General features: G+C 64.1%; 23 protein-coding genes and 1 pseudogene. 21 read left to right on the forward strand and 3 right to left on the reverse strand.

Annotation, left to right across the window (positions count from 1 at the left end; translation table 11 throughout):
• Positions 1-52: 52 nt before the first annotated feature.
• Positions 53-1411 (forward strand): MFS transporter, encoded by a 1359-nt coding sequence (locus ACEN8U_RS00105; protein WP_310109587.1) that lies wholly within the window; start codon positions 53-55, stop codon positions 1409-1411.
• A gap of 77 nt (positions 1412-1488) precedes the next feature.
• On the opposite strand, the gene ACEN8U_RS00110 is transcribed toward ACEN8U_RS00105, so the two are convergent.
• The 3 genes from ACEN8U_RS00110 to ACEN8U_RS00120 are packed head-to-tail and all read right to left on the reverse strand — an operon-like array spanning position 1489 to position 3175.
• Positions 1489-1956 (reverse strand): hypothetical protein, encoded by a 468-nt coding sequence (locus tag ACEN8U_RS00110; protein ID WP_310109588.1) that lies wholly within the window; start codon positions 1954-1956, stop codon positions 1489-1491.
• Positions 1957-1982: 26 nt separating this feature from the next.
• Positions 1983-2657, reverse strand: a complete 675-nt coding sequence (locus tag ACEN8U_RS00115; protein ID WP_310109589.1) for a M35 family metallo-endopeptidase — start codon at positions 2655-2657, stop codon at positions 1983-1985.
• 2 nt (positions 2658-2659) lie between these two features.
• Positions 2660-3175, reverse strand: coding sequence for a PAAR domain-containing protein (locus tag ACEN8U_RS00120; protein ID WP_310109591.1), 516 nt, complete (start codon positions 3173-3175; stop codon positions 2660-2662).
• A gap of 207 nt (positions 3176-3382) precedes the next feature.
• Here ACEN8U_RS00120 and ACEN8U_RS00125 point away from each other — a divergent pair, with 207 nt between their 5' ends.
• From ACEN8U_RS00125 to ACEN8U_RS00220, 20 genes and pseudogenes are all read left to right on the forward strand, one after another.
• Entirely contained in the window at positions 3383-3574 is a 192-nt protein-coding gene (locus ACEN8U_RS00125; protein ID WP_310109593.1) for a hypothetical protein, read from the forward strand.
• 86 nt (positions 3575-3660) lie between these two features.
• On the forward strand, positions 3661-3990 hold the full coding sequence (locus ACEN8U_RS00130; RefSeq protein WP_310109595.1) for a hypothetical protein: 330 nt from the start codon (positions 3661-3663) through the stop codon (positions 3988-3990).
• Between the two features lie 886 nt (positions 3991-4876).
• Complete coding sequence (locus ACEN8U_RS00135; protein ID WP_310109596.1) at positions 4877-6352, forward strand: NAD-dependent succinate-semialdehyde dehydrogenase; 1476 nt, start codon at positions 4877-4879, stop codon at positions 6350-6352.
• A gap of 605 nt (positions 6353-6957) precedes the next feature.
• Complete coding sequence (locus ACEN8U_RS00140) at positions 6958-7206, forward strand: hypothetical protein (RefSeq protein WP_413657108.1); 249 nt, start codon at positions 6958-6960, stop codon at positions 7204-7206.
• A gap of 82 nt (positions 7207-7288) precedes the next feature.
• Positions 7289-7462 carry a Flp family type IVb pilin gene (locus tag ACEN8U_RS00145; protein WP_013591596.1) on the forward strand — a complete coding sequence of 58 codons (174 nt, stop codon included), beginning with the start codon at positions 7289-7291 and terminating at the stop codon, positions 7460-7462.
• Between the two features lie 108 nt (positions 7463-7570).
• Positions 7571-7744 (forward strand): Flp family type IVb pilin, encoded by a 174-nt coding sequence (locus tag ACEN8U_RS00150; protein WP_310109644.1) that lies wholly within the window; start codon positions 7571-7573, stop codon positions 7742-7744.
• Between the two features lie 93 nt (positions 7745-7837).
• Positions 7838-8368 carry a prepilin peptidase gene (locus ACEN8U_RS00155; RefSeq protein ID WP_310109597.1) on the forward strand — a complete coding sequence of 177 codons (531 nt, stop codon included), beginning with the start codon at positions 7838-7840 and terminating at the stop codon, positions 8366-8368.
• Between the two features lie 118 nt (positions 8369-8486).
• Entirely contained in the window at positions 8487-9875 is a 1389-nt protein-coding gene (locus tag ACEN8U_RS00160) for an ATP-binding protein (protein WP_374725925.1), read from the forward strand.
• A 39-nt stretch (positions 9876-9914) separates the two neighbouring features.
• Entirely contained in the window at positions 9915-10751 is an 837-nt protein-coding gene (gene cpaB, locus ACEN8U_RS00165) for a Flp pilus assembly protein CpaB (protein ID WP_035478825.1), read from the forward strand.
• Between the two features lie 78 nt (positions 10752-10829).
• The gene (locus tag ACEN8U_RS00170; RefSeq protein ID WP_310109598.1) at positions 10830-12680 is read left to right on the forward strand and encodes a type II and III secretion system protein family protein; all 1851 of its coding nucleotides are present in this window, start codon (positions 10830-10832) and stop codon (positions 12678-12680) included.
• 21 nt (positions 12681-12701) lie between these two features.
• Complete coding sequence (locus ACEN8U_RS00175) at positions 12702-13049, forward strand: hypothetical protein (RefSeq protein WP_310109600.1); 348 nt, start codon at positions 12702-12704, stop codon at positions 13047-13049.
• Between the two features lie 72 nt (positions 13050-13121).
• Positions 13122-14333 (forward strand): AAA family ATPase, encoded by a 1212-nt coding sequence (locus tag ACEN8U_RS00180; protein ID WP_014972914.1) that lies wholly within the window; start codon positions 13122-13124, stop codon positions 14331-14333.
• A 19-nt stretch (positions 14334-14352) separates the two neighbouring features.
• Entirely contained in the window at positions 14353-15720 is a 1368-nt protein-coding gene (locus ACEN8U_RS00185) for a CpaF family protein (protein ID WP_013591588.1), read from the forward strand.
• Between the two features lie 36 nt (positions 15721-15756).
• Complete coding sequence (locus ACEN8U_RS00190; protein ID WP_309586461.1) at positions 15757-16740, forward strand: type II secretion system F family protein; 984 nt, start codon at positions 15757-15759, stop codon at positions 16738-16740.
• A 41-nt stretch (positions 16741-16781) separates the two neighbouring features.
• Entirely contained in the window at positions 16782-17738 is a 957-nt protein-coding gene (locus ACEN8U_RS00195; protein WP_310109647.1) for a type II secretion system F family protein, read from the forward strand.
• A gap of 66 nt (positions 17739-17804) precedes the next feature.
• A complete protein-coding gene (locus ACEN8U_RS00200; protein WP_310109601.1) occupies positions 17805-18380 on the forward strand; it encodes a pilus assembly protein in 576 nt (191 codons plus the stop codon).
• Positions 18381-18451: 71 nt separating this feature from the next.
• Entirely contained in the window at positions 18452-19513 is a 1062-nt protein-coding gene (locus tag ACEN8U_RS00205) for a TadG family pilus assembly protein (RefSeq protein ID WP_310109602.1), read from the forward strand.
• 233 nt (positions 19514-19746) lie between these two features.
• Positions 19747-20328, forward strand: a complete 582-nt coding sequence (locus ACEN8U_RS00210; protein WP_310109603.1) for a DUF3005 domain-containing protein — start codon at positions 19747-19749, stop codon at positions 20326-20328.
• Between the two features lie 181 nt (positions 20329-20509).
• The gene (locus ACEN8U_RS00215) at positions 20510-22339 is read left to right on the forward strand and encodes an ABC transporter ATP-binding protein (RefSeq protein WP_310109605.1); all 1830 of its coding nucleotides are present in this window, start codon (positions 20510-20512) and stop codon (positions 22337-22339) included.
• A 203-nt stretch (positions 22340-22542) separates the two neighbouring features.
• Positions 22543-23250 (forward strand): annotated as a pseudogene (locus ACEN8U_RS00220) (transketolase family protein); the annotation flags it as partial.
• Positions 23251-23261: the final 11 nt, after the last annotated feature.

Consider the following 23261-nt stretch of genomic DNA (forward strand, 5'->3'; position numbering starts at 1 on the left):
ACGTAAGACAAGGCTCGCTGCGACGAGCCTTTTTGCAGTCAGGAGACCCACCATGAATCGCAGCGATGCTGTGAACGTTCAGACCTTCCTCAACGAGCACCCGTTTTCGCCGTTCCAGTGGCTCGTCTTTTTCATGTGCTTCGTGATCGTGCTGCTGGACGGTTTCGACACGGCCGCTATCGGATTTATCGCGCCGTCGCTGCTCGCGGAATGGGGCATTTCCAAACCGGCGCTCGCGCCCGTGCTGAGCGCGGCGCTGTTCGGTCTGGCGTGCGGCGCGCTGGCTTCGGGTCCGCTGTCCGACCGGCTCGGGCGCCGTGCGATGCTGCTCGGCTCGGTGCTGCTGTTCGGCGCCGCGTGTCTCGGCTCGTCGTTTTCGACGAGCATCGAGCAGTTGACGGTGCTGCGCTTTATCACCGGCGTCGGGCTCGGCGCGGCCATGCCGAACGCGGTCACGATGATGGGCGAGTACTGCCCTGACAGCCGCCGCGCCACGGTCATCAATCTGATGTTTTGCGGCTTTCCGCTCGGCGCGGCGTTCGGCGGCTTTCTGGCGGCGTGGATGATTCCGCACTTCGGCTGGCGCAGCGTGCTGGTGCTCGGCGGGATCGCGCCGCTCGTGCTGTTCGTGCTGTTGATGATCAAGATGCCCGAATCGGTGCGCTATATGGTGGCCAACAATCAGCCGGCCGCGCGGATTCGCGCGGCGCTCGCGCGCGTGTCCAGCGCTGCCGCTCAGGCAGAGGCCTTCACGATGACCGAGAGCGCGCCGCAGACGGGCGGCAAGGGCGCGGCTGTGGTGCTGTCGCGCGGGTACATCGTCGGCTCGGTGATGCTGTGGATCACCTACTTCATGGGCCTCGTGATCTTCTACGCGTCGATCAACTGGATGCCGATTCTGCTCAAGGACGCCGGCCTCACGCCGCAACGCGCGACGCTGATTTCCGCGCTGTTCCCGCTGGGCGGCGTGGGCGCCGTGGTGTGCGGCGTGCTGATGGACCGCTTCAACGCGAACCGGATTATCGCGGCGTGCTACGCGCTGACGGCAGTAAGCGTGTACCTGATCGGCCAGGCCGCGGGCAATGTCGGCGCGCTCGTGTTGATCGTATTCGTGGCGGGCGTGCTGATGAACACCGCGCAATCGTCGATGCCCGCGCTCGCCGCCGCGTTCTACCCGACGCAAGGCCGCGGCACGGGCGTCGCGTGGATGCTCGGCATTGGACGCTTCGGCGGCATTGCGGGCTCGTTCCTCGTGGCCGAACTGACGCGCCGTCACTTCACCTTTGCCGGCATCTTCGCGACGATCGCCGTCGCCGGCATCATTGCATGCATCGCACTGCTGATTAAACAGGCGGCGCGGCCGTATGCGTCGAATGCGGCGGTGTCGAAAGCGGAGTCGTTTGGGCATTGAGGGGGGTGGACGGCTTTCTTGACGACATCCGAAACGTTGGGCACTGCGCTAACGTTTCAGGTGTTTTTCCGTAGGAGCTAACGTTCCTGGCCGACAGCCTTGCTATGTGGCCTAACTCGCGGATCGTCGCAAAGCGATGCACAACTCCCCTCACATATCGGCGTCAGCTCGACGATGACCTGGTGGAGATGGATCGCATTGCCAGGACCCTTGGTAACCATGGCGTCCGTGAATGTCTTCTTGTCGATCAATATGTTCTGCCGCTTGACGCCGAGCTGCTCCAAATAGGCCTGCACAGTCTCGGCACGCGCCTCTTTCAATCGATCAATATTGCGCTCGCCGATGTATGCCCCAGCAATTACGACGGCTTGAATTTGCACGTCAGGCCAGTTTTTTGCCTCAGCCACAGTACCGGCAATGGTGAGTCTGTCAGCATTGGAAAGCACGCTGGTGTTGAGCGGGAATTGTGCCCTTGCTTCCTCTTCGATAGTGCAAGCACTCGCCGGCCCACCGAAGCAGGTAGATAGGGCAAACGTGGCGGCCATGCTGGATCGGACAATACGCAATGCAGTCATTTGATGACGACCCTGTCGAATGTGGCGATATAGCCGGTGATACTGTCGGCGTTCCTGATCGCGGAAATGGGGTTCCGCATCGCGAATGCGCTCATGCCGGCTTCAGTATCACCGTACATAAGGTCCTCCGAGTTAAAGGTGTCCGTGTAGTGCGTGCATTCGTGGATCAACACCTTTACTTTTGAAGCGTGAAATAGTTCGCCATTTGAATCGCTGCAGAACTTTGAATAAATCGCTATCACTCGTCTGTCGGAGTCTGGCTTGCATACGCCGGCGCGATTAGCGCCATTGTCGGGCACGATCGCACACTTGAGCATCTTGTTGGCGTTGCTGTCCCAGCGCACGACTTTCTCGGCGACCAACTCCTGCATTGCTGCCAGTAAGCGCGGCAAGCCTTCAGCCAATGTCGTTCTGATTTCTTCATCCGCGCGTGCAAAGTATATTCTGGCGCGAGCCTGCTCATTTTTATCCCATCTGCCAACCCCTGCAATGCGATCCTTGATCAACGCGACGCCGGCATCCCGCGCTCGTGTTACGACGTCGGCAAACTGTCTGTTGGTCATGTTCGGACAAATTCGATCCGTATTAATCGTGACGCGAACCATGGAATCGGGATCAGCGTTAGTGACTGCTGAATCGTGTACCGTTACCCATTCGGTGCCCTCTGACATGCTCATTTCTCCAATTGCAGCGTCAACGGCGACGCTGTTTGCGTCGAGACGCGCTGGGTCTTACCGTCCGAGTCGGTGATCCCCGCTACCTCCCTCCCATCGCCAGTAACAATCCGGTAGCGGACACCCGGGAGAGGGCGGCCTGACGTATCAAGCAATGCGAATTGTTCGTCGAAACGCCGGCCGTCTACTGGTTGGCGCAACAGCGAGTTGGTTTTGCCCACGCTGGCACCGTCGCGTTGCTTATGAATGAAACACCCGGCGTCGGCGCCCGCGACGACGCGATTGTTTCCGCATGGACATAACACCCGATCGCCTTCGCAAGCTACGGGTATGCCGTGATCGTTCATCTCTTCTCCCGTGCCATCGATTGGCCACGAGCCTTCGCAGTTGCCGCAGGTCGCGTGTTCGCCGTGCAGAGCGATCTTTTTCCCTTTGTCACTTATGTGTGCTTTTACCGCCAGAACGGTTCCACCCGTAGTGGTGAAATCGCCAGCACGGACGACTGGAATGCGCATGGGTGTCCTCCCGTAGATTTGTTCCGAGGAACGAAAAGAGCCGTCATGCCAGAGTAAGCAACGGCTCAACGATGTCTTGGTCCTGATTTCGATCCTCGCGCGCCACTCGTCCCGCGGAATATCGGATTGATCCGAAATTGGCCGACCTGCCAACGGGCGCGCGGTTTGCTGAATGCCATGCGAACCTTTTCGACAGGAGCGCATGACATGAACCCGAACTCGATGGACTACGCCTTGCCCCAGCGCCGCGTGCCGTTGTCAGCCGCCGCCGACTCGGACCCGCCAGCCGGTGAAAACGACGACGACCTCGACGACGAACTCGACGAAACCGGCGCGGTCACCAACAGAAGCAATGGCAAAAGCGGCACGGACACGAAAGCGGAGCCCGACAAGAAATAGGCTCGGGGAGCGACGAATGGACGCGGGCAGTAGTCGTTCTCTGCCGCGTTAAACTGCGGCCTTTGCGCCGAACAGGATTCGTCGTCATGAAACGCCTGGTGGTATCCACATTGCTTGCATCGTGCCTTGTGCAAGCCGCCGCTCCCGCGGCAGCGCAAACGGTGAGCGACCAGTGCTTTGCGATCGGCGATATCGCCGGTCAGGTCGCTTCCTGGCGCGCGCACAAGAAGAGCAAGGCCGAGGCGCTGAATCAGGCCGCAAAGTACTATCGCGACGATGCGGACCGCCGCACCTTCGCCGGCATCATCGAGAAAATCTACGCGCCGAACGCGCCGCGCATGACGCCGGATCAGGCGAGCATGGCGTTTACCTCGGACTGCGTCAACGCGCGCAAGGAGCGGGCGTCGGCGCACTAACGGCTGCCTTCCAGCACGACGCGATGCCAGGCGGTGCGAAGCAATCCGCGCACTGGCCTCGCTGGGCCAGGAAGCTAAGCTTTGCAACCATGTGCACGTCAAAAGCGTTCAAGAGACACCGACATGTGGATATTATCGAGGCCTAGGTATCCGCCGTACTTCCTGCATTTGAAATTCTTCACCGAAGCTTTCGTCTCGGCGCCTTCCGTTGCAGTAGACGCAATTTTCTCTGATGGCTAATTACCCCCCGCGTTCCGTGGTCGTAACCTACGACGAAGATAGTCAACAGCTTATCTTGCAGTTAGCTGATCCAGCCAAGCTTGCGCCGCTCCTAGCTGGAACGCTAAAAGCGCCGATCTGCTGGAAGAATTTGATTTCAAACTCGACGACGAATTTGTACGTCGGTTCGGTGGGGGCTTGCTCAATCTGATTGCTCTGGGGCAGCCGGAGATCCGGCAATATACAACTTACACGCAGCATCCGATCCACCAACCGGCAGAAGAGTAATTCGTCGGAACAGTCCAAAGAGAATCTTATCGGGCTGACCCAGACGCCCGAGCGGCAATCGTCGATGGTGCTCGGGCCGGCGCCGCGGCTCGTGGTGCGTGCGTCGACACGACAGTGCCGCCAACGCTAAGGCCCACTCTGCCACCAACGCGAGCCCCGGCTTGCCGGCCGCATATCAACACCCTCAGCAGAAAATGCTGTCGCGGCTCGAAAAAAACCATACGCACGCCGTACGCCGCTTTTTGAGGCGATTCATCGACTGCGCGACACGCGTAGTATCGGCGTGTCGCATCACCGCATGCATGCCGCCGCGCCGCTCGGCGTCACATCGACACTCTCATGCCCGACCCCTTCAAGGGAAAAACCAAGGAGCCACGCAATGTCTCTTGCATTGACGCGCAGTGAACTGATTCGCCCGCTCAATCTGATCGGCGGTCAATGGATCGCCGCCGCGAGCGGCGCGCGCTTTCCCGTGACCAATCCGGCAACGGGCGAAACGATCGTCGAAGTGGCGAATAGCAGCGCTGCGGACGCGCGCGCCGCCACCGACGCCGCCGCCCGCGCGTTGCCCGCGTGGCGCGACCGGCTGCCGCGCGAGCGCGCCGAGATTCTGCGCCGCTGGCACGCGCTGATCGTGGCGAACACCGACGATCTCGCGAAGCTGATGTCGACGGAACAAGGTAAGCCGCTCGCGGAAAGCCGCGGCGAAGTCGCCTATGGCGCGTCGTATGTCGCCTGGTTCGCCGATGAGGCGACGCGCATTTACGGCGACATCATTCCGCAGCAGCAGCGCGGCAAGCGTATGAGCGCCGTGAAGGAACCCATCGGCGTCGTGGCCGCCATCACGCCATGGAATTTCCCGCTCGCGATGATCGCCCGCAAAATTGCGCCCGCGCTCGCGGCCGGTTGTACGGTGATCGCCAAGCCCGCAGAAGACACGCCGCTCACCGCCCTCGCGCTCGCCGCGCTCGCGCAGGAAGCCGGCGTGCCGGACGGCGTGCTGAACATGTTGTCGGCCTCACGCGAGCAAGGCATTGAAGCGGTCGCCGACTGGCTCGAAGACCCACGTGTGCGCAAAATCACGTTCACCGGATCCACGCCCGTGGGCAAGCATCTCGCGCGCGAATCCGCCGCCACGTTGAAAAAACTCTCGCTGGAACTGGGCGGCAACGCGCCATTCATCGTGTTCGACGACGCCGACGTCGACGCGGCCGTGACGGGTCTCATGGCGGCGAAATTCCGCAACGGCGGGCAAACCTGCGTGTGCCCGAATCGCGTGTATGTGCAGGCTGGCGTATATGAGCGTTTCGCCGACGTGCTCGCCAAACGTGTCGCTGCACTGAAAGTTGCGCCCGCAACCGATCCGGGCGCGCAAATCGGGCCGATGATCAACGAACGCGCCATCGACAAGATTGCGCGTCACGTGGAAAACGCCGTAAAACAAGGGGCAACCGTGTTGACCGGCGGCAGACGCCTCACCGAAATGGGTCCGAATTACTATGCGCCGACTGTGCTGACGAATGCGCAAGACGGCATGCTCGTGTGTTGCGAAGAGACCTTTGGACCGGTCGCACCGCTTTTCCGCTTCGCCGACGAAGCAGAAGCCATCCGCCTCGCGAACGACACGCCGTTCGGTCTCGCCGCTTACTTCTATACGCAGGACGTGCGGCGCATCAACCGCGTGGCTGCCCAACTGGAAGCGGGCGTGATCGGTATCAACGAAGGCGCGGTGTCGAGCGAAGCCGCGCCGTTCGGTGGCGTTAAGGAATCGGGCTACGGCCGCGAAGGCTCAAAGTACGGGCTCGACGATTATCTGTCGATCAAGTATCTGTGCCAGGGCGGCCTGGATTCGTAGGCGGTTTCCATCGCCGGTCGGCGTGACGCCGCTGCGTTAGCCGCCGGCAAACTGAGCGATCTCGGTGGCAGCGCGTAGCCCGCCGCGCTAGCGCACGCGCCGCGGCTTCTGTTGTATGTGCGTGCTCCAGTACACGCGCAAAACCGCCAGTCTTTCGCCTAAAACACGCGCTTTGGCGACCCGCGTTTCAAGCTTGCAACGAATCCGTCCACGGCGGGGCCGAAAAACGGCCCCAATTTAACGGCTGGATTCGCTTTCGATACACCTGGGTCAAATCCCTAAAATTGGGCTTGAGGCCATGGTCATGGCCGCAGAGCGCGATCTTTTGCGGCGGCAACAATGACCGGCCGATGATGCAGTTGTGATTCAAGTCGGTCAGATCTGCGCGCAGACTCTTTGACCAAAACGCACCCGAGCGGCTGAAAGCCCGATGCTTTCGTGAGTCCAACAAAGCTGGCCCACTCCTTGCCTTTATGTTTTCACGCAACCGGCGACACGGCCCGTGACCAGGTCGATGCCGACGGGGGCTTCTCGGAAGTACGCCCACGAACGGGCAGCGAGAAGAACAATCCGGCTGCGAAAGAAAAAACAAGGAGTGGTGGAAGATGCGATCTTTCATTCAAATTCAAACGGGGTTGCGGTGCGCAATTCGCATTGCGCGTCGCCTGATGGCGCGGCATCTCGCAGTCATCGTCAATTCGCCATTGCACGGCCTGGCTTACCGCCAGCGTGCGCAGCTTCCTGAGCTGCTGCCCGCCAGGCAGCACGAGTCTCTGCGTATGAATTCCGGTGAGCCGCTCGCGGCTCCTGTCCGGCTGCATTCTCATGCAGCGTCCGGACGTCATTTCCTGTAGCACCCTGTAGTCAGGCAGTAGGCAGTACCCCAACCGTCGTCATTCGACGACATATATTTAGCCATCCTAAGGGAGATAAACCATGAAATCGATCATCAACACCGCCAAGGCATTTGTTCGCGACGAAGACGGCGTGACGGCCATCGAGTACGGCCTGATCGCGACGCTCATTGCGCTCGTCATCATCACTGGCGTGACGAGCGTCGGCACGAACCTCGCCGCCAAGTTCGTCCTGATCGCCAGCAAGCTCCAGTAATCCGGGACGGTGCGGGCGGACAAACCGCGCGAGCGCATGTCCGCCGCCACCGCTCCCGACCTGTTGCCCGGCCGGCAAAGCCGTCTTCAACTTCAAACAGGAGTCGAAATGCAATCGATCATTCAAACCATCGGCGCGTTCGTCCGCGACGAAGAGGGCGTCACCGCAATCGAGTATGGCCTCATCGCCACGCTTATTGCGCTTGCCATCGTCGTCGGCGTGACCAGCATCGGGACGAACCTCGAAGCGAAGTTCATGGCGATCGCGGGTTATCTCAACTGATTCGCGCAAGGTGCCGATGGGCGTGCAGCGCTTGCGCCATCGTCCATCGCACCGCCCCTTTTTTAACCTTTGGCTGACTTACGAGAGCTCGCCATGCTGACTACCGCGAACGTTCTGCCGCCGATCGCACCGTGCGTCATCGCACTCGTGGTCGCGGCTGCAAGCACGGACCTGCAGTGCCGGCGTATTCCGAACCCGCTGGTCGGCGCGGGTCTCTTCGGTGCGCTTCTCGTGCAGTGCTGGCTGAAGGGAATCGGTGCGGGCGCCATGGCATGGCTCACCGGCGCCGTCGTCGGACTCGCACTCTTTCTGCCGTTCTACCTCGTGCGCGGCATGGCCGCCGGCGACGTCAAGCTGCTCGCCATGGTCGGCGCATGGATCGGCCCCTTGCTCGTGTTTTACGCGGCGCTCGCCACGTGCGTGATCGGCGGCGCATGGATGCTCGTGCTGATCGTGCGGCGTCATCAGCTCGGAAAGGTGTGGGCCAACTTGCGGGTCATTGCCCACCCTGCTCTACAAGGCTCGGGCTCGGCGAGAGATTCGATCGACTCGGTGGGCTCGGTGCCATACGGCGTCGCCATCGCGGCGGGAACCATCGCGGTGCTGCTGACAGCAAGTGCATAGCTGAATCACAAGCAGAAGCCGGACGCGATCCGGTCGACAGAAGCAACGGACATAACGCGCAGAACGGACACAACACAGCGCGGCGCACGAAGCGGCGCGCGGCACCGGGGAGCAGGAGATGAACGCAAACAGCACAGGCACGGAACGCCCAGCCGACACGATGCGTGACGACGCGGCGGCAGCCATCGACAGCATGGGCGCGGCACTGTTGCGCGCGCCGCGGACCCTCGCGGACACCGGCCTGCCTGCGCTTTTCGTCGCGCATCTGCTCCTCAAGTCAATCCTGCAGAACGGCAAGTCGTCGATGGGCGATCTGATGGCAAGGCATTGCCTGACAGCCGTGGTGCTGGAAGAAACCATCGGCTTCCTCGTTCGCGAACACCTTGTGGAAATTGCACACCGCGGCGCAACCGACGTCGATGTCCATCTGCGTCTCACCGATGCCGGCCGCGAACTGGCGGCCCACGAAGCGAGCCGCTCCACCTATTGCGGCCCCGCGCCTGTCTCGCTGGACGCGTACGTGAGCGTAGTCGCGGCTTACTCGGTGAAGCGTATTCATATTTCGCAGTCCGACGTACGCGCGGCGTTCACGAACTTCATCGCCGATATGTCGCTGCTGGATTCGGCAGTGGCCGCATTGAATGCCGGACGGCCCGTGATGCTGTACGGCCCCGCAGGCAGCGGCAAAACGTACCTCGCCGAGCGCCTCGGCAGGCTGTTGCGCGGCGCTGTGCCCGTGCCGTATGCGCTCTATGTCGCCGGCGACGTGATTCAGTTGCACGACCCGCTGATTCACAAGGACGCCGCCCCGGGCGCACTGCCCGCCGTGACCGACCGCCGCTGGCGCGTCTGCGAACGGCCGGTGGTCATGTCGGGCGGCGAGCTGACTCTCGCGATGCTCGACCTCCAATACAACGCCAACAGCGGCTTTTATCAGGCGCCGCCGCATATGAAGGCGAACATGGGCCTTTATGTCATCGACGATCTGGGCCGCCAGCGAGTTGCGCCCGGCGAACTGCTCAACCGCTGGATCACCCCGCTCGATCGCGGCGTCGATCAGTTCGCATTGCAATCCGGCGCGCGCTTCGTGAGCCCGTTCGACGTGTGGCCCGTGTTCTCGACCAACCTCACGCCCGCCGAACTGAACGACAACGCCTTCTTGCGCCGGCTCGGCTCGAAGATCCACGTCGACGCGCTGTGCGTCGAGGACTATCGGCGCCTCTTTGACGCCCAATGCGCGTCGCTCGGTATCGCCATCGAACCTGGCGCGTTCGAGTATCTGCTGCACCAATTGCATCTGCGCAGCCGCACGCCGTTTCTCGCCTGCTATCCCGCGGATCTGCTCGGCGTGCTGCGCTCGTTCGCGCTCTATCACGGCGATGTCCCGACCGTCACCGAATACCGGCTCACCCACGCATGGCACAGCTATTTCGGCAGCGCGCCGGAGCATGACCAGACGTATCCATCCCACAGCGGGCAATCCGACAAACGGTATGCCGGCGCTTGATCCACAGCTGCCCCAGCAACGCATGAAAGGAGTCTCACCATGAAAACCAGTCGCGCAATTGTGATGTTAGGAATGGCCCTGCTGGCGGGTCTTGCCGCTGTCGCCTTCGCCTCCCGATGGCTGTTGCAGACCTCGTCGTCGGCGGTGACGCCGGTCGCCGTCGCCACCGCCGAGGTAAGCCTCGGCCAGCCGCTGAACGCGAACATGATCCGCACCGTGAACTGGCCCACCGCGAGCGTGCCGCCCGGTGCGTTCAAGGATCCGAAAGCACTGGACGGGCGCGTCGTGCGCACGAGCCTCGAACCCGGCGAGCCGGTGATCGAATCGAAGCTCGCGCCGCAAGGCACGAAAGGCGGACTGTCCGCGGTCATCGGCGAAGGCAAGCGCGCCATCACGGTACGTGTGAACGATGTGGTGGGCGTGGCGGGCTTCGCGCTGCCGGGCAACTATGTCGACGTCATCGTCAATACTCAGGAACCCGAAGCAAAGACGGCCGATCCGCAACAAAGCATCTCGAAGATCGTCCTCGAAAAGATTCTGGTGCTCGCCGTCGCGCAGCAGGTGAGCCGCGACGACACCCAGCCGAAGGTCGTCAACGCGGTCACGCTTGAAGTTACGCCGGACCAGGCAGAAAAGCTCGACCTCGCGCGCAGCGTCGGCAGCCTGTCGCTGGTACTGCGCAATCAGATCGACGACCGCCCGTTGCCCACCGGCGGCGCCACCAAGATCACGCTGCTCGGCAAGCCTGCTGCACCGGCACCCGCGCCCGTCGTCGCGGCCGCACCGGCACGCGTGAAATACGTGCCGCGCCCGGCGCCGAAGCGCGACTGTGTTGGCGTGCTGTCGGGAGCGCAAGGTAGTCAGGAATGCTTTTAATCGAATACGCAATTACGCGACGCCGCGGCGTCTGACGCACGACGGTTTGCTCGCAGCGGGCTACGGGGAGATAACGAAATGAAATCGAATCAAGAGGCTGTGAAGAAGGACACCGCATTACGCGCCGCGTTGGTGACCACCGCGGTCTGCGCAGCGCTGCTCGCCGCACGCGGCTTGCACGCGCAGGAAGCGGTCGAGAACGCGAAGGCCGCCGCCATACCCATCCCGCACGGACCGGTGCAGATGACCATCAGCATGAATCCGGCGCCGGCGCAGCCTGCCAACACGATGCAAAGCGCCGCCGCGCGCGGCCCGGCCTGCACGCGCACGCAGAGCGAGCAGAGCACGGTCGTGGTCCCCGTCGGCAAGTCGACGCTGATGCAGACCGCCGAACCGGTGCGCAATCGCACGCTCGGCAATCCGCTCGTTGCGCAGGCAACCATGGTCTCGCCGCAAACGCTCTACGTCGTCGGCATGGCCGTCGGCACGACCAACATGATCGTGCAAGGCAAGAGCGGCGCATGCGAAGTCATCAACGTGGTGGTGAACGCGGACTCCGGCGGCCTGCAAACTTCGCTGTCCCAACTGATGCCCGACGAGCCCAACATTCGCGTATCGACGGTTGCGGGCGATCTCGTGCTGGCGGGCCGCGTCTCGAGCGCACAGGCCGCCGCCCAGGCGCAGGAAATCGCCAAGGCCTATGCGCGCAGCACGCTGCCCACTGCCAATGGCGGCGCGAACGGCAACGGCGGCGCGCCCGCCAAGGTCGGCACCGTGCTGAACATGATGAGCGTCGACTCGCCGCAGCAGGTGATGCTCGAAGTGAAGGTCGCGGAAGTCTCGAAGACCGTGCTCAACCAGCTGGGCTCGGCAATGAACATTCAGGGCGGCTTCGGCTCATGGAGCGGCGCGCTGATCAGCAGCCTGCTCTCGGGCGTGCAAAGCATCGCAGCCGTCAGCAAGGCCAACAACCGGCCGTTCAACGTGGCGGTCGACGGTCAGCACGGCGACGACCTCGTGAAGATTCTCGCCGAGCCGAACCTCGTCACGCTGAGCGGCCAGGAAGCCACGTTCCTCGCGGGCGGCAAGGTCTTCATTCCGATTCCGCAGAGCAACCTGAACGGCGTCTCGACCATCATCCTGCAGGAAGAGGAATTCGGCGTCGGCCTGAAGTTCACGCCCACGGTGCTGGCGGGCGGCCGCATCAACCTGAAGGTCGCACCGGAAGTGTCGGAGCTGTCGTCCACCGGCGTCACCGTCGGCGCGACGAATACCAACAACCTCACGGTGCTGCCGCTCATCACCACGCGCCGCGCCTCCACCACCGTGCAGATGAACGACGGCGAAACCTTCGCGATCGGCGGCCTCATCAAGAGCAACGCGGCGGGTACGCTGAAGGCGATTCCCGGCGTCGGCGAAGTGCCGGTGCTCGGCGCGCTCTTCAGGAGCACGTCGTATCAGCAGGACCGCACGGAACTCATTTTCATCATCACGCCGCATCTCGTGAAGCCGCTGCAAGCGGTGGCGAATCTGCCGCTGCCTACGGACCGTCTGAAGACGCCGAACGAAGCCGACGTCTATCTGCTCGGCAACATGGAAGGCCGCGATCCGGCCGGCAGCAGGAAGCCCGCGCCGCCCATGCCCGCGCCGACGCCGTCCCCGGCAATGGCTCCGGCACCGTCGCAACCGCAAGCCCCGGCTGCGCAGCCGGCCAGCGAACCGCCCGTATCGGCGATGGTGCCGACGCCCGCTGCGACCGCCACGCCGCTGCCCGAGCCGCAAGTCAGCACGCCGGCTGAAGACAGCAAGCCCGCAGACGAGGCCGCCGCTCACGCCGCCCAGGTGGAAGCGAACGCCGCGCAGATCGCCGCGCGCGAAACGCAGCCCGCCGACAAACCGCGCTCGCCGTCCGCCCGCGCTCACAACTAAACGCATCCCCCGGAGAACATCATGACCAATCGCACCATTTCCTTCTCGCGCTGGGCTGCGTTACTCGTGCCAGCGTGCCTCGCGCTCAACGGCTGCATGTCGACGACACCGGACTTCGACCGGCACTTCGGCGAATCCGTGCGGAGCTTCACCGCGGCGCAGATCATCGATCCGGACGCGGCCACGAAAAACCCGTCGACGCCGGGTGTCGACGGCAAGGCGGCCGTGGGCGCAATGGCGAACTACAGCGCGTCGTTCAAGGCGCCGCCGCGAACCGCCAATGCGTTCGTGATCGGCGTGGGCGGCAGCGGGGCGGGCGGCGCCGCAGCCGACAGCGGGGGCATGGCTGCGCCCGCAAACGGCGAATAGCAACATGCGCCCGGCGGCGGTGCGAGCCGCCGCCGGGCCGACCAGGCAACGATTTCCGCGGATGACAACATCATGATCAATATCCTCATCAACTCCGAGCACGCAGGCCGAATGTCCGAAGTCGTTCGCCTCGTGACGGACTGCGGCAATTGCACGACGACCCGCATGCTGGGCGCGCCTTCCACGTTGCTCGAACGCGGCGACAGTCTGGATGCGTTCGATGTCCTGATCATCGACGCGTCGTCGCCCGAGCGCGCCGAACTCGACTCGGTCAACGTGCTGGTGCACCGCTATCCGCGCCTCACGTGCCTGCTGCTGTTGCCGCAGACCTCGCCCGACACGTTGATCGCGGCGATGCGCGCCGGCATCCGCGACGTGCTGAACTGGCCGCTCGACGCCCGCGCACTAGGCGACGCCGTGCAGCGCGCGATGGCCCCGCACGCCGGCGACGCGCGCCACGAAACGCACATGGTGTCGTTCATTTCGTGCAAGGGCGGCGCGGGCACGAGTCTCATCGCGGCCAACGTGGGCCACGCGATCGCGACGCTGCACAACAAGCGCGTGTTGCTCGTCGATCTGAACCAGATGTTCGCGGACGCCGCGTTTCTCGTCAGCGACCAGGAGCCGCCCTCGACCTTGCCGCAGATGTGCGCGCAGATCGAGCGTATCGACGCCGCGTTTCTGGAGGCATCGCTCACGCATGTCACCCCCGGCTTTCATGTGCTCGCGGGCGCGGGCGATCCGCTGAAGGCGCTCGAAATCCACGAAGAGCAGCTCGAATGGATTCTCGGCGTGGCGGCGCCGCGCTACGACGTCGTGCTGTTCGACCTCGGCCAGAGCATCAATGCGCTTTCGATCGTCGCACTGGATCGCAGCGCGGAGATTCACATGGTGCTTCAGGCGAGCATGCCGTATGTGCGGGCGGCGCGCCGTCTGCAGGAAATGCTGGTCGCCCTCGCCTATTCGCCCGAGCGGCTGCGCCTCCTGCTCAACCGGCACCGCCGCCACGACGAGCGAGCCGCGAGCGCGCTAGAACAGGTGCTCGGCAAGCGCCCTTCGCATGTAATCGCCGACGACCCGCAAGCGGCGAGCGAAGCCGTCAATCTCGGCGAACCGTTGCTGAAGGTGGCGCGCAACAGTGCGCTCGCGCGCGGCGTGCAGGCGCTCGCACAAAGCATCGTCAATCAGTCGACGGGCGTCGTCCCGCAGAAGAAGCGCGACGAACCGCTGCTGAGCCGCCTCTTCGGCCGCTCCGCCACACAGCGGCAGTCGACGGCGTCATAACGTCAGCCAGGAGAATCTCATGTCACTACGCGAACAGATGTCGTCACAGGCAGTCCACGCATTGCCGGATCGTCAACCGGGCCCGCGCGCGCCGCTCGGCCTCGCGCGCGCCGCCTATCAGACGCTCAAGCGCAAGGTCCACGAAGCCGTGCTCGACCGCGTCGAACTCGAACGCCTCGCGCGCTTGCCCACGGAACAGGTTCGCCAGGAAATCGGCGGGCTGATTGCGCGGATCCTCGAAGAAGACAAGGCGCCCGTCAACGATCTGGAACGCAGACAGTTGACGACCGACATTCACGACGAAATGTTCGGCTTCGGTCCGCTCGAGGCGCTGCTGCGCGACCCGACCGTGTCGGACATTCTCGTCAACACGCACCGCACCACCTATGTGGAACGCCGCGGCCGTCTCGAACTGACGGACGTCACTTTCTACGACGACGCGCATCTGATGAAGGTGATCGAAAAGATCGTCTCGCGAGTCGGGCGGCGCATCGACGAATCGAGCCCGATGGTCGACGCACGGCTGCCGGACGGCTCACGCGTGAACGCGATCATTCCGCCCTCCGCCGTGGATGGACCGCTCATGTCGATTCGCCGTTTCGCGGTGAATCCGCTGCAGATGAGCGACCTGATCGCGTCGCAAAGCCTGACGCCGCCGATGGCCGAACTGCTCGACGCGCTCACGCGCGCCAAGGTCAACGTGCTGGTGTCGGGCGGCACGGGCAGCGGCAAGACCACGCTGCTCAACATCCTGTCGGGCTTCATTCCCGAGGGCGAGCGCGTTGTCACGATTGAAGACGCCGCCGAACTGCAGCTCCGCCAGCATCACGTGCTGCGCCTCGAAACGCGGCCGCCGAACGTCGAAGGACGCGGTGAAGTCACGCAACGCACGCTCGTGCGCAACGCGCTGCGGATGCGGCCCGATCGCATCATTCTCGGCGAAGTGCGCGGCGCAGAAGCGCTCGACATGCTCAACGCGATGAACACCGGCCACGAAGGCTCGCTCGCGACGATTCACGCGAACACGCCGCGCGACGCGCTCACGCGCCTCGAGAACATGATCAGCCTCGCGGGCCTCGCGCTGCCGCCCAAGAACTTGCGTCAGCAGATTTCGTCGGCGATCTCGGTGGTGGTGCAGGTCGCGCGCCTGAACGACGGGCGCCGCAAGGTCGTCAGCATTCAGGAATTGACCGGCATGGAAGGCGAGATGGTGAACATGCAGGAGATCTTCACCTTCCGGCGAACCGGCGTCGATCAGAACGGCGCGGTGCGCGGTCACTTCTGCGCGACCGGCGTGAGGCCGAGATTCACGGAGCGGCTGCAGGCCTTCGGCATTACGCTGCCCGACCAGCTCTACGACCCGAGCCGGCACTTCGAGACGGCATGACGCCGGCGGCACGCGGCTCATTTTTGTGAGGCTTTCATGAATCCTATCTTCTACGCCTTCGCCATCCTGCTGTTCATCGCCGTGGTCCTCGGTATCGAGGGGCTGTATCAGTGGTGGAACAGCCATCACGGCCCCGCCGCGCGCCGCCTCGATCAACGCATCCAGGCGCTGTCGGCCGGCGCGCATGCGAGCAGCGAGCGCCTCTCCATCCTGAAGGAGCGCATGCTGAGCAATTCGGCGCCGCTCCATGCGCTGATGATGCGCGTGCCGCGCATTCATCTGCTCGACCGGCTCATCGTTCAATCGGGCTTGAGCCTCACAGTGGGGCGGCTCGCGACGCATAGCGTCGTGGCCCTCGTGGTCGTGCTGCTCGCGGCGAGCTTCGCGCCGGTGCAACTGCCGACGCTCATCACGGCGCTCGTCGCCTTTGCCGCCTTCGCGTTTCCGACGCTGCGCATGCTCCGCGCCCGCAGCAAGCGCCTGCGCCTTCTCGAGCGCCAGCTGCCGGAAGCCGCGGACATGATCAGCCGGGCACTGCGAGCCGGGCATTCGTTCTCGAGTGCGATCGGCATGCTCGGCAACGAGTTCGCGGAGCCCACAGGCGGCGAGTTTCGCATTGTCTTCGACGAGATCAACTACGGCGTCACGCTCAACGAAGCGCTTCTCAACCTGGCGACGCGCGTGCCGGTGCGCGACCTGCGCTTCTTCGTGATCGCGGTGCTGATCCAGCGCGAAACCGGCGGCAATCTCGCGGAGATTCTCGACGGTATCGCATCGCTCGTACGCGAACGGCTGCGCCTGTTCGACCAGGTGCGCGTGCTGTCAGCCGAGGGACGCCTCTCGGCGTGGATTATCGGGCTCCTGCCGTTCGCCGCCGCAGGCGGAATGAATCTGCTGAACCCGAGCTTCCTCTCCGTGCTCTGGGAAGATCCCGCCGGCCTCAAGGTGATCGAAGCCGTGCTCGTTTCCATGGTGTTCGGCGTGCTGTGGATGCGGCGAATCGTGCGGATTCGCGTGTGAGGCCGGCATCGCGTGACAAGAACAGATAAGGGGGAATCATGATGCAAACACTCGATTCAGCCAACATGCTGCTGTTAGGCGGCGTGTTCCTGGCGGCCTTTGCCGCTGTCGTTGCCGTCATGTGGTGGATGACGCCGAGGGACATGCAGCGCCGCATCGAACAGGCGGGCGGCGTGTCGCTCGCGCCGGAGGCACCGTCTCCGGTCGCGTCGGGATGGGCCGAAAAAATCGCGGACATGTCGCGGCCCATTTCGCAGTTGTCCATTCCGAAGGAAGGCTGGGAAGACTCGCCGCTGCGGCTGCGCCTCATGAACGCGGGCTGGCGTTCGTCGACGGCCGCTGCGCTCTACTTCGCGGCGAAAACGGTGCTTGCGCTGCTGCTGCCTTTGCTCGGCCTCGCCGCGTTGATGCAGATGCCGTCCATCAACGGACAGTTTGCCGTGAGCGCACTCATTCTCGCGATGCTGGCGGCCATCGGCTACTACGTGCCCAACGCGGTGCTGGCGCGCTGCCGTGCGCGGCGCCAGCGCGCGATTGTCGAGGGCTTTCCCGATGCACTCGATCTGCTGACCGTCTGCGTCGAAGCGGGCCTCGGTATGGACGCCGCGCTAATGCGCGTGGCGGGCGAAATGCAGCTCGCGAGTCCCGAAGTCGCCAGCGAATTGCAACTGATGCTGCTGGAGCTGCGTTCGGGTTTCACCAAAGAGAAGGCGCTGCGCAACTTCGCGTTGCGCACGGGCGTCGACGACATCGACACGTTTGCGTCGATGCTGGTGCAGGCCGAACGCTTCGGCACGAGCATCGGCGCTTCGCTGCGTGTCATGTCGGACACGCTGCGCACGCGCCGCAGAATGCGCGCCGAAGAACGTGCCGCGAAGATCGCGTTGAAGCTGCTGTTTCCGCTGATCTTCTGCATCTTCCCGGCGCTGATGACGGTGCTGATGGGACCCGCGTTCATTCACATCTACCGCGTGCTGCTGCCGACGCTCGGTACGTGAACGACATCTATCGGGAACAGCGCCGCGCATGAAACGCGAAACCGCGGCGCGCACAGGGGACACGAAATGAACCATAAAACAAGGCATTTTCCGGCTTCGGCGGGCGCGCGCCCGCCTGGCGCCGAGCTGCTGCATCGTCAGTCACGCGGCGCGGAAAACGGCACAGGACGCCGTCAACAGCGGCTGGTCGCGGCGCACGCAGGACGCGCGCTGCTTGCGCTGCGCAGACGCGGGCCGCGCCGCGAAGCCGGGGTCGCGGTGGTGGAGTTCGGACTCATTCTGCCGCTCCTCTTGCTGCTCGTGTTCGGTATGGTCGAATTCAGCATCGCGCTGTACGACAAGGCGGTCATTACCAACGCGAGCCGGGAAGCGGCACGCGCCGGCGTCATGTACAAGGTGCCGGTGCTGACGCCCGCGCAGATCACCACGGTCGCGCAGAACTATGCGTCGACGTATCTGATCACCTTCGGCACCTCGACGCCGGTGAGCGTGGCCGTCGATCAGTCGGCGGGCACGACAACGGGCCAGCCGCTCAAGGTCACGCTCACCTACTCGTACAGCGGCGTCGGACTCGGCTCGATCGTCACTCAACTGGTGGGCACGGTGCCGCTCACCGCCGTCACCACGATGAACTACGAATAGCGAGCGACGAACACGCAGCGGCGAGCCGATGGCCGCTGCCTGACGCAATCCACACGCGATGGAGGTCCAACATGCAATCCAGAAAAAGCCATAGGGCGGCGCGCGAGCGCCAACGCGGCGCGGTCGCCGTGATGACCGCACTGTGTCTGACCGCGCTGGTCGGCACCACGGCACTCGCGGTCGATCTGGGCCGCGCGTGGGTCGTGCGCAACGAATTGCAGAATGCCGCCGACGCCGCGGCGCTCGCAGGCGCGGGTTCGCTCGGGCCGAATTACGCAAGTCCGAACTGGACGCAGGCGGCGGCGAAAGCGCAATCCGCGATCACGCTGAACAAGACCGAGGGCGTTGCGCTCGTGACGGCCCAGGTGCAGACCGGCTACTGGAACGTGAAGGGCACGCCCGCGGGCATGCAGGCGCTGCCGGTCCCTGCGCCGGGCGCCTACGACCGACCCGCGGTGCAGGTCACGGTGAGCCGCGCCGCCGGGCAGAACGGCGGACCGCTGTCGCTCGTGCTCGCGCCGGTTCTCGGCATCACCACCATGCCGATCAGCGCGACGGCCGTGGCGGTCATCTCGGCACCGGGTTATGCGGGGCCGGGAGCGCTTTTTCCGCAGGCTATTTCGCAGTGTCTTTACTCGGCGTACTGGAATTCGACGACGGGACAGCCGGTGAACGATCCTGCGACAGGCCAGCCTCAGGAGTTCAAGATCGGCTCCGCCTATAACTATCCCGGGTGCGCGGCAGGCATGGGCTCCGGACAGTGGACGTCGTTCCAGCTCAACGTTCAGGACGTGACGTCTATCCGCAACCTGATTGCCAACGGCAACCCGACGCCGATGCAGATAGGCGATATGACGTGGATCCAGTCAGGCCTGAAAAACTCGATCTACAACAATGTGCCGTACCCCGCAGATGTGCTCCTGCCGGTCGTCGCGTCGTTGGGCAGCGGCACGACGGGTAGCACGGTGCCGATAGTCGCGTTCGCGCCTTTCCACATAGACAACGCGAACAACGGCAGCAATCCGTATATTTCCGGCCACTTCATCGCCGGTTATAAAGCCGCGTCGGCGAGCGGCGGCTCAGGCTCGGCGACGTATTACGGTGCCGTCACTGCGCCGAGCCTCGCTAACTGACGCCTTTCGCCTCACCGTCGCCGCCTCGCCCCTCGCATCCGCAGCGAACCCACCTGCCGGGAACGTTCGCTGCGGGTAACCAGCAAAGCGCCCGCCATCGCGACGACGCAAGCTGTTCGCAAGCCGTTCCAAGCGGGCGCCAGTCAATTTTTTCAACGCTTCATGTAAGCCTTTCATGTGCGTATCCCCGCGCGTTTCGCGCGGGTTGTTCGCACGACGGCAGGAGTCGCGCTATGCAAAACGCAGAACAGAATCCCACGCAAAAACAGCAGAACGAAATGGCGGCAAAAAGTCCGGCGCAGACGCCCGCGACGGGCACCACCTCCCCGGACGCGCACACGCAGGCGAAGGAATTCGGCAGTTCGAGCAACGCGGGCTCGGCTGAGCCGACGCCGCGCAAAAGCAACGCGTCGAACCTGCCGCCCATTGACCTCGACGCCGTCACCGCCGATTCTCCCGACCCGCTGCACCGCGCGAAGAGCCGCACGGTTTCCGTCGACACGGCGAACACTGCGGGAACCGACAACACCGTCGACACCGACGCGAAGAACCTGGAAGCGAGAAAAAACGCGTCTTTGTGGCACGACAACGTGATTTCGTCGAACGCGACCCTGGAGAACCATGTGCCCGCGCCCGCGGCGGGGCTCGGCGGCATCGACAGCCGCGAAGGCGGCAACCTGCCGCTCGTCGCCGCGCGCGACGGCTGGCGGGTGACCTATCGCGGCACCGTCTACATCGAGCGAAGGAACGGTGCGCTCGCGGAGCACGTCATTCAGTTCGACGCCCTTCGCCCGGCCGACGAGAGCGGCACTTAACCGGTGCACAACTGAACGCAAGCGCGTATTGCCACAGATAGGGGCGCATCAGCATCCGCATAGACGGCGCAACGTCATGAGGCACGGCACTTGCGCGGTTCCTTCGCCGGACACATGGAGCCCTTTCCCACATGGAAGGACAACCTGTCGCCTGCCGGCGCGCAAGTTCGGGAAGGGCACCATGGATCTCGTTGGGCACAGCGACCGGAGCCGCGCGAGCCGCGTGCGCGGGCGGCGGCATTCACGCGTTCTGTCGCGTTACGCGGGCCGACCCGTTCGTCTCATCTGGCGCTATGTCGCACGCCGCAAAGTGGCGCACGCCGTCGTGCTCGCGAGCGTCGCGGCCGCAGTCGGCTTCGCGCTCGCTTCGCAATACGGCATTCGCAATCTGATCGACGCGCTGCCGCACGGACGCACTCATCCGCGGACCGTCGTGTATGCATTCGCCGTGCTCGTCGCCCTCATTTTCGCGGACAACCTGATGTGGCGCGTCGCCGGCTGGGTCTCGTCACGCGCGTTCGTGCGCGTGACGGGCGACATCCGCGAGGACATGTTCGGCTATCTGATGGGTCATGCGCCCGGGTTCTTCGCGGACAAACCGCCGGGCGTCCTGTCGAGCCGCGTGTCGGCCACGGCGAACGCCGTGTATGTGATCGAGAACACGGTCGCGTGGACGGCGTTGCCGCCGACGCTCACGGTGATCGGCGCGATCGTCGTGGTCGCGACCGTCAGCTTGCCGATGAGCCTCGCGCTCGTCGCGGTGTCCGCGCTGCTCACCGCGTGTCTCTTCTGGCTCGCGCGCAAAGGCACGTCGCGGCACGAGGCGTTCGCGAGCCAGGCCGCTTCGGTGGACGGCGAACTCGTCGACGTGATCGGCAATATGGGACTCGTGCGCGCATTCAGCGCGGTGCACGCGGAAGTGCGGCGCTTCGACGGCCACCTCGAAGCCGAAGCGCTAACGCGCAGGCGCAGTCTGCTGTATCTGGAGAAGCTGCGCATTCTGCACGCGCTCGTCACTGCGTTGCTGTCGGCCGCGCTGCTCGGCTGGACCCTTTGGCTCTGGACGCAAGGCAGAGCGAGCACCGGCGACGTCGTGCTGGTCGGCTCGCTCGGCTTTGCGATTTTGCACGGTTCGCGCGATGTCGCCGTCGCCTTCGTCGATTTGACGCAGCACGTGGCGCGTCTCGCGGAAGCATCGCAAACCTTGCTGATGCCCTATTCGATGCCGGAACCGCCGAAAGCGATACCGCTCGTCGTGCGCGAAGCGACGATCGACTTCGAGAACGTTTCGTTCGCCTATCCGGGACGCCGGCGCGTGTTGAGCGACCTGACGCTGCATATCGAAGCCGGCGAGCGAGTGGGGCTAGTCGGGCCGTCGGGCGCGGGGAAATCGACGGTGCTCGCGCTGCTGCAGCACTTTTACGAGCCGGCCAGCGGGTGCGTGCGCATTGCAGGCCAGGACATCTCGTACGTGACGCTGGACAGCCTGCAGAGAGCGATTTCCGTCGTGCCGCAGGACGTCGCGCTGTTTCACCGGTCGCTGCTGGAGAACATCCGCTACGGGTGCCCCGATGCAACCGAAGCGGATGTCCGGCGCGCGTGCGAAGACGCGAGCTGCATGGACTTCATCGCCGCATTGCCGGACGGCCTGAATGCGATAGCCGGCGACCGCGGCACGAAGCTGTCGGGCGGACAGCGTCAGCGCATCGCGATTGCACGCGCCATATTGAAGAATTCGCCGGTGCTGCTGCTCGACGAGGCGACCTCGGCGCTCGACACCTCGTCGGAAATCGTCATTCAGGCCGCGCTTGAACGTCTCATGAAAAATCGCACGGTGATCGCAATCGCACACCGGCTTTCCACGTTGCAGTCGTTCGACCGGATCATCGTGCTCAATCGCGGCCGCGTCGTGCAGGAGGGCACACCCGCGCAACTGGCGACCGTGCCGGGCATCTATCGCGACACGCTCGCGCGTCGCAACCGGCGCGCGCCGCCGCATACGCTGAATTGAACTGCACTGCACTGCACGCAGGCGCCTCGCCGTGAGCGCAAAAGAAGACTCGCACCACTAACCGCCCATGCGCTCACCTTCTTTTCTGATCAACTCGATCAGGCGTTGCGCAGGCATCCGGTAGCAGGTCTGCTGCTGCACGCCCCATTCGGAACGCTCGGTTTCCACGAGCAGCACGAACTTGCCGTCCGGGCTCGCTTCACTATGCCGTGTTCGCGACGCGCCGGGCGTATGACTTCATGCACCAGGCGATTGCCGAAGACAATCTCGACGTCAAAATTGTCTGCGCGTTGCCGGGTCTCACCACGGGCTACGGCCCGAGCCACCAGGCCGCGGAAGATCTCGCCCTCATGCGCGCGATGCCGAACATGACCGTCATCGATCCGTGCGACGCACTCGACATCGAGCAGATGGTGCCCGCCATCGCCGCGCATAACGGCCCGGTCTATGCGCGCCTCCTGCGCGGCAACGTGCCCGCGGTGCTCGACGAATACGACTATACGTTCGAGCTCGGCAAGGCGAAGATGCTGCGCGACGGCGCGGACGTGCTGGTCATCTCGTCCGGCATTATGACGATGCGCGCGCTCGAAGTCGCGAAGGCGCTGGAGAGCGACCGCATCGGCGTCGGCGTGCTGCACGTGCCGACCATCAAGCCGCTCGATACGGAAACGATCGTGCGCGAGGCGAAGCGCTCGGGCCGGCTCGTCGTGGTCGCGGAGAACCACACGACGATCGGCGGCCTCGGCGAAGCGATTGCGGTCGAGCTCATGCGCGCGGGTGTGTCGTGCCCGTTCCGGCAGGTCGCGCTGCCCGACGCGTTCCTCGCGGCCGGCGCTTTGCCGACGCTGCATGACCGCTACGGCATTTCCACGTCGGCGATGTCGGCGGCGATCAAGGGCTGGCTCGCCTGAGTCGTGGAAAC

Source organism: Paraburkholderia phenoliruptrix (assembly GCF_047325075.1).
GTDB lineage: Bacteria > Pseudomonadota > Gammaproteobacteria > Burkholderiales > Burkholderiaceae > Paraburkholderia > Paraburkholderia phenoliruptrix.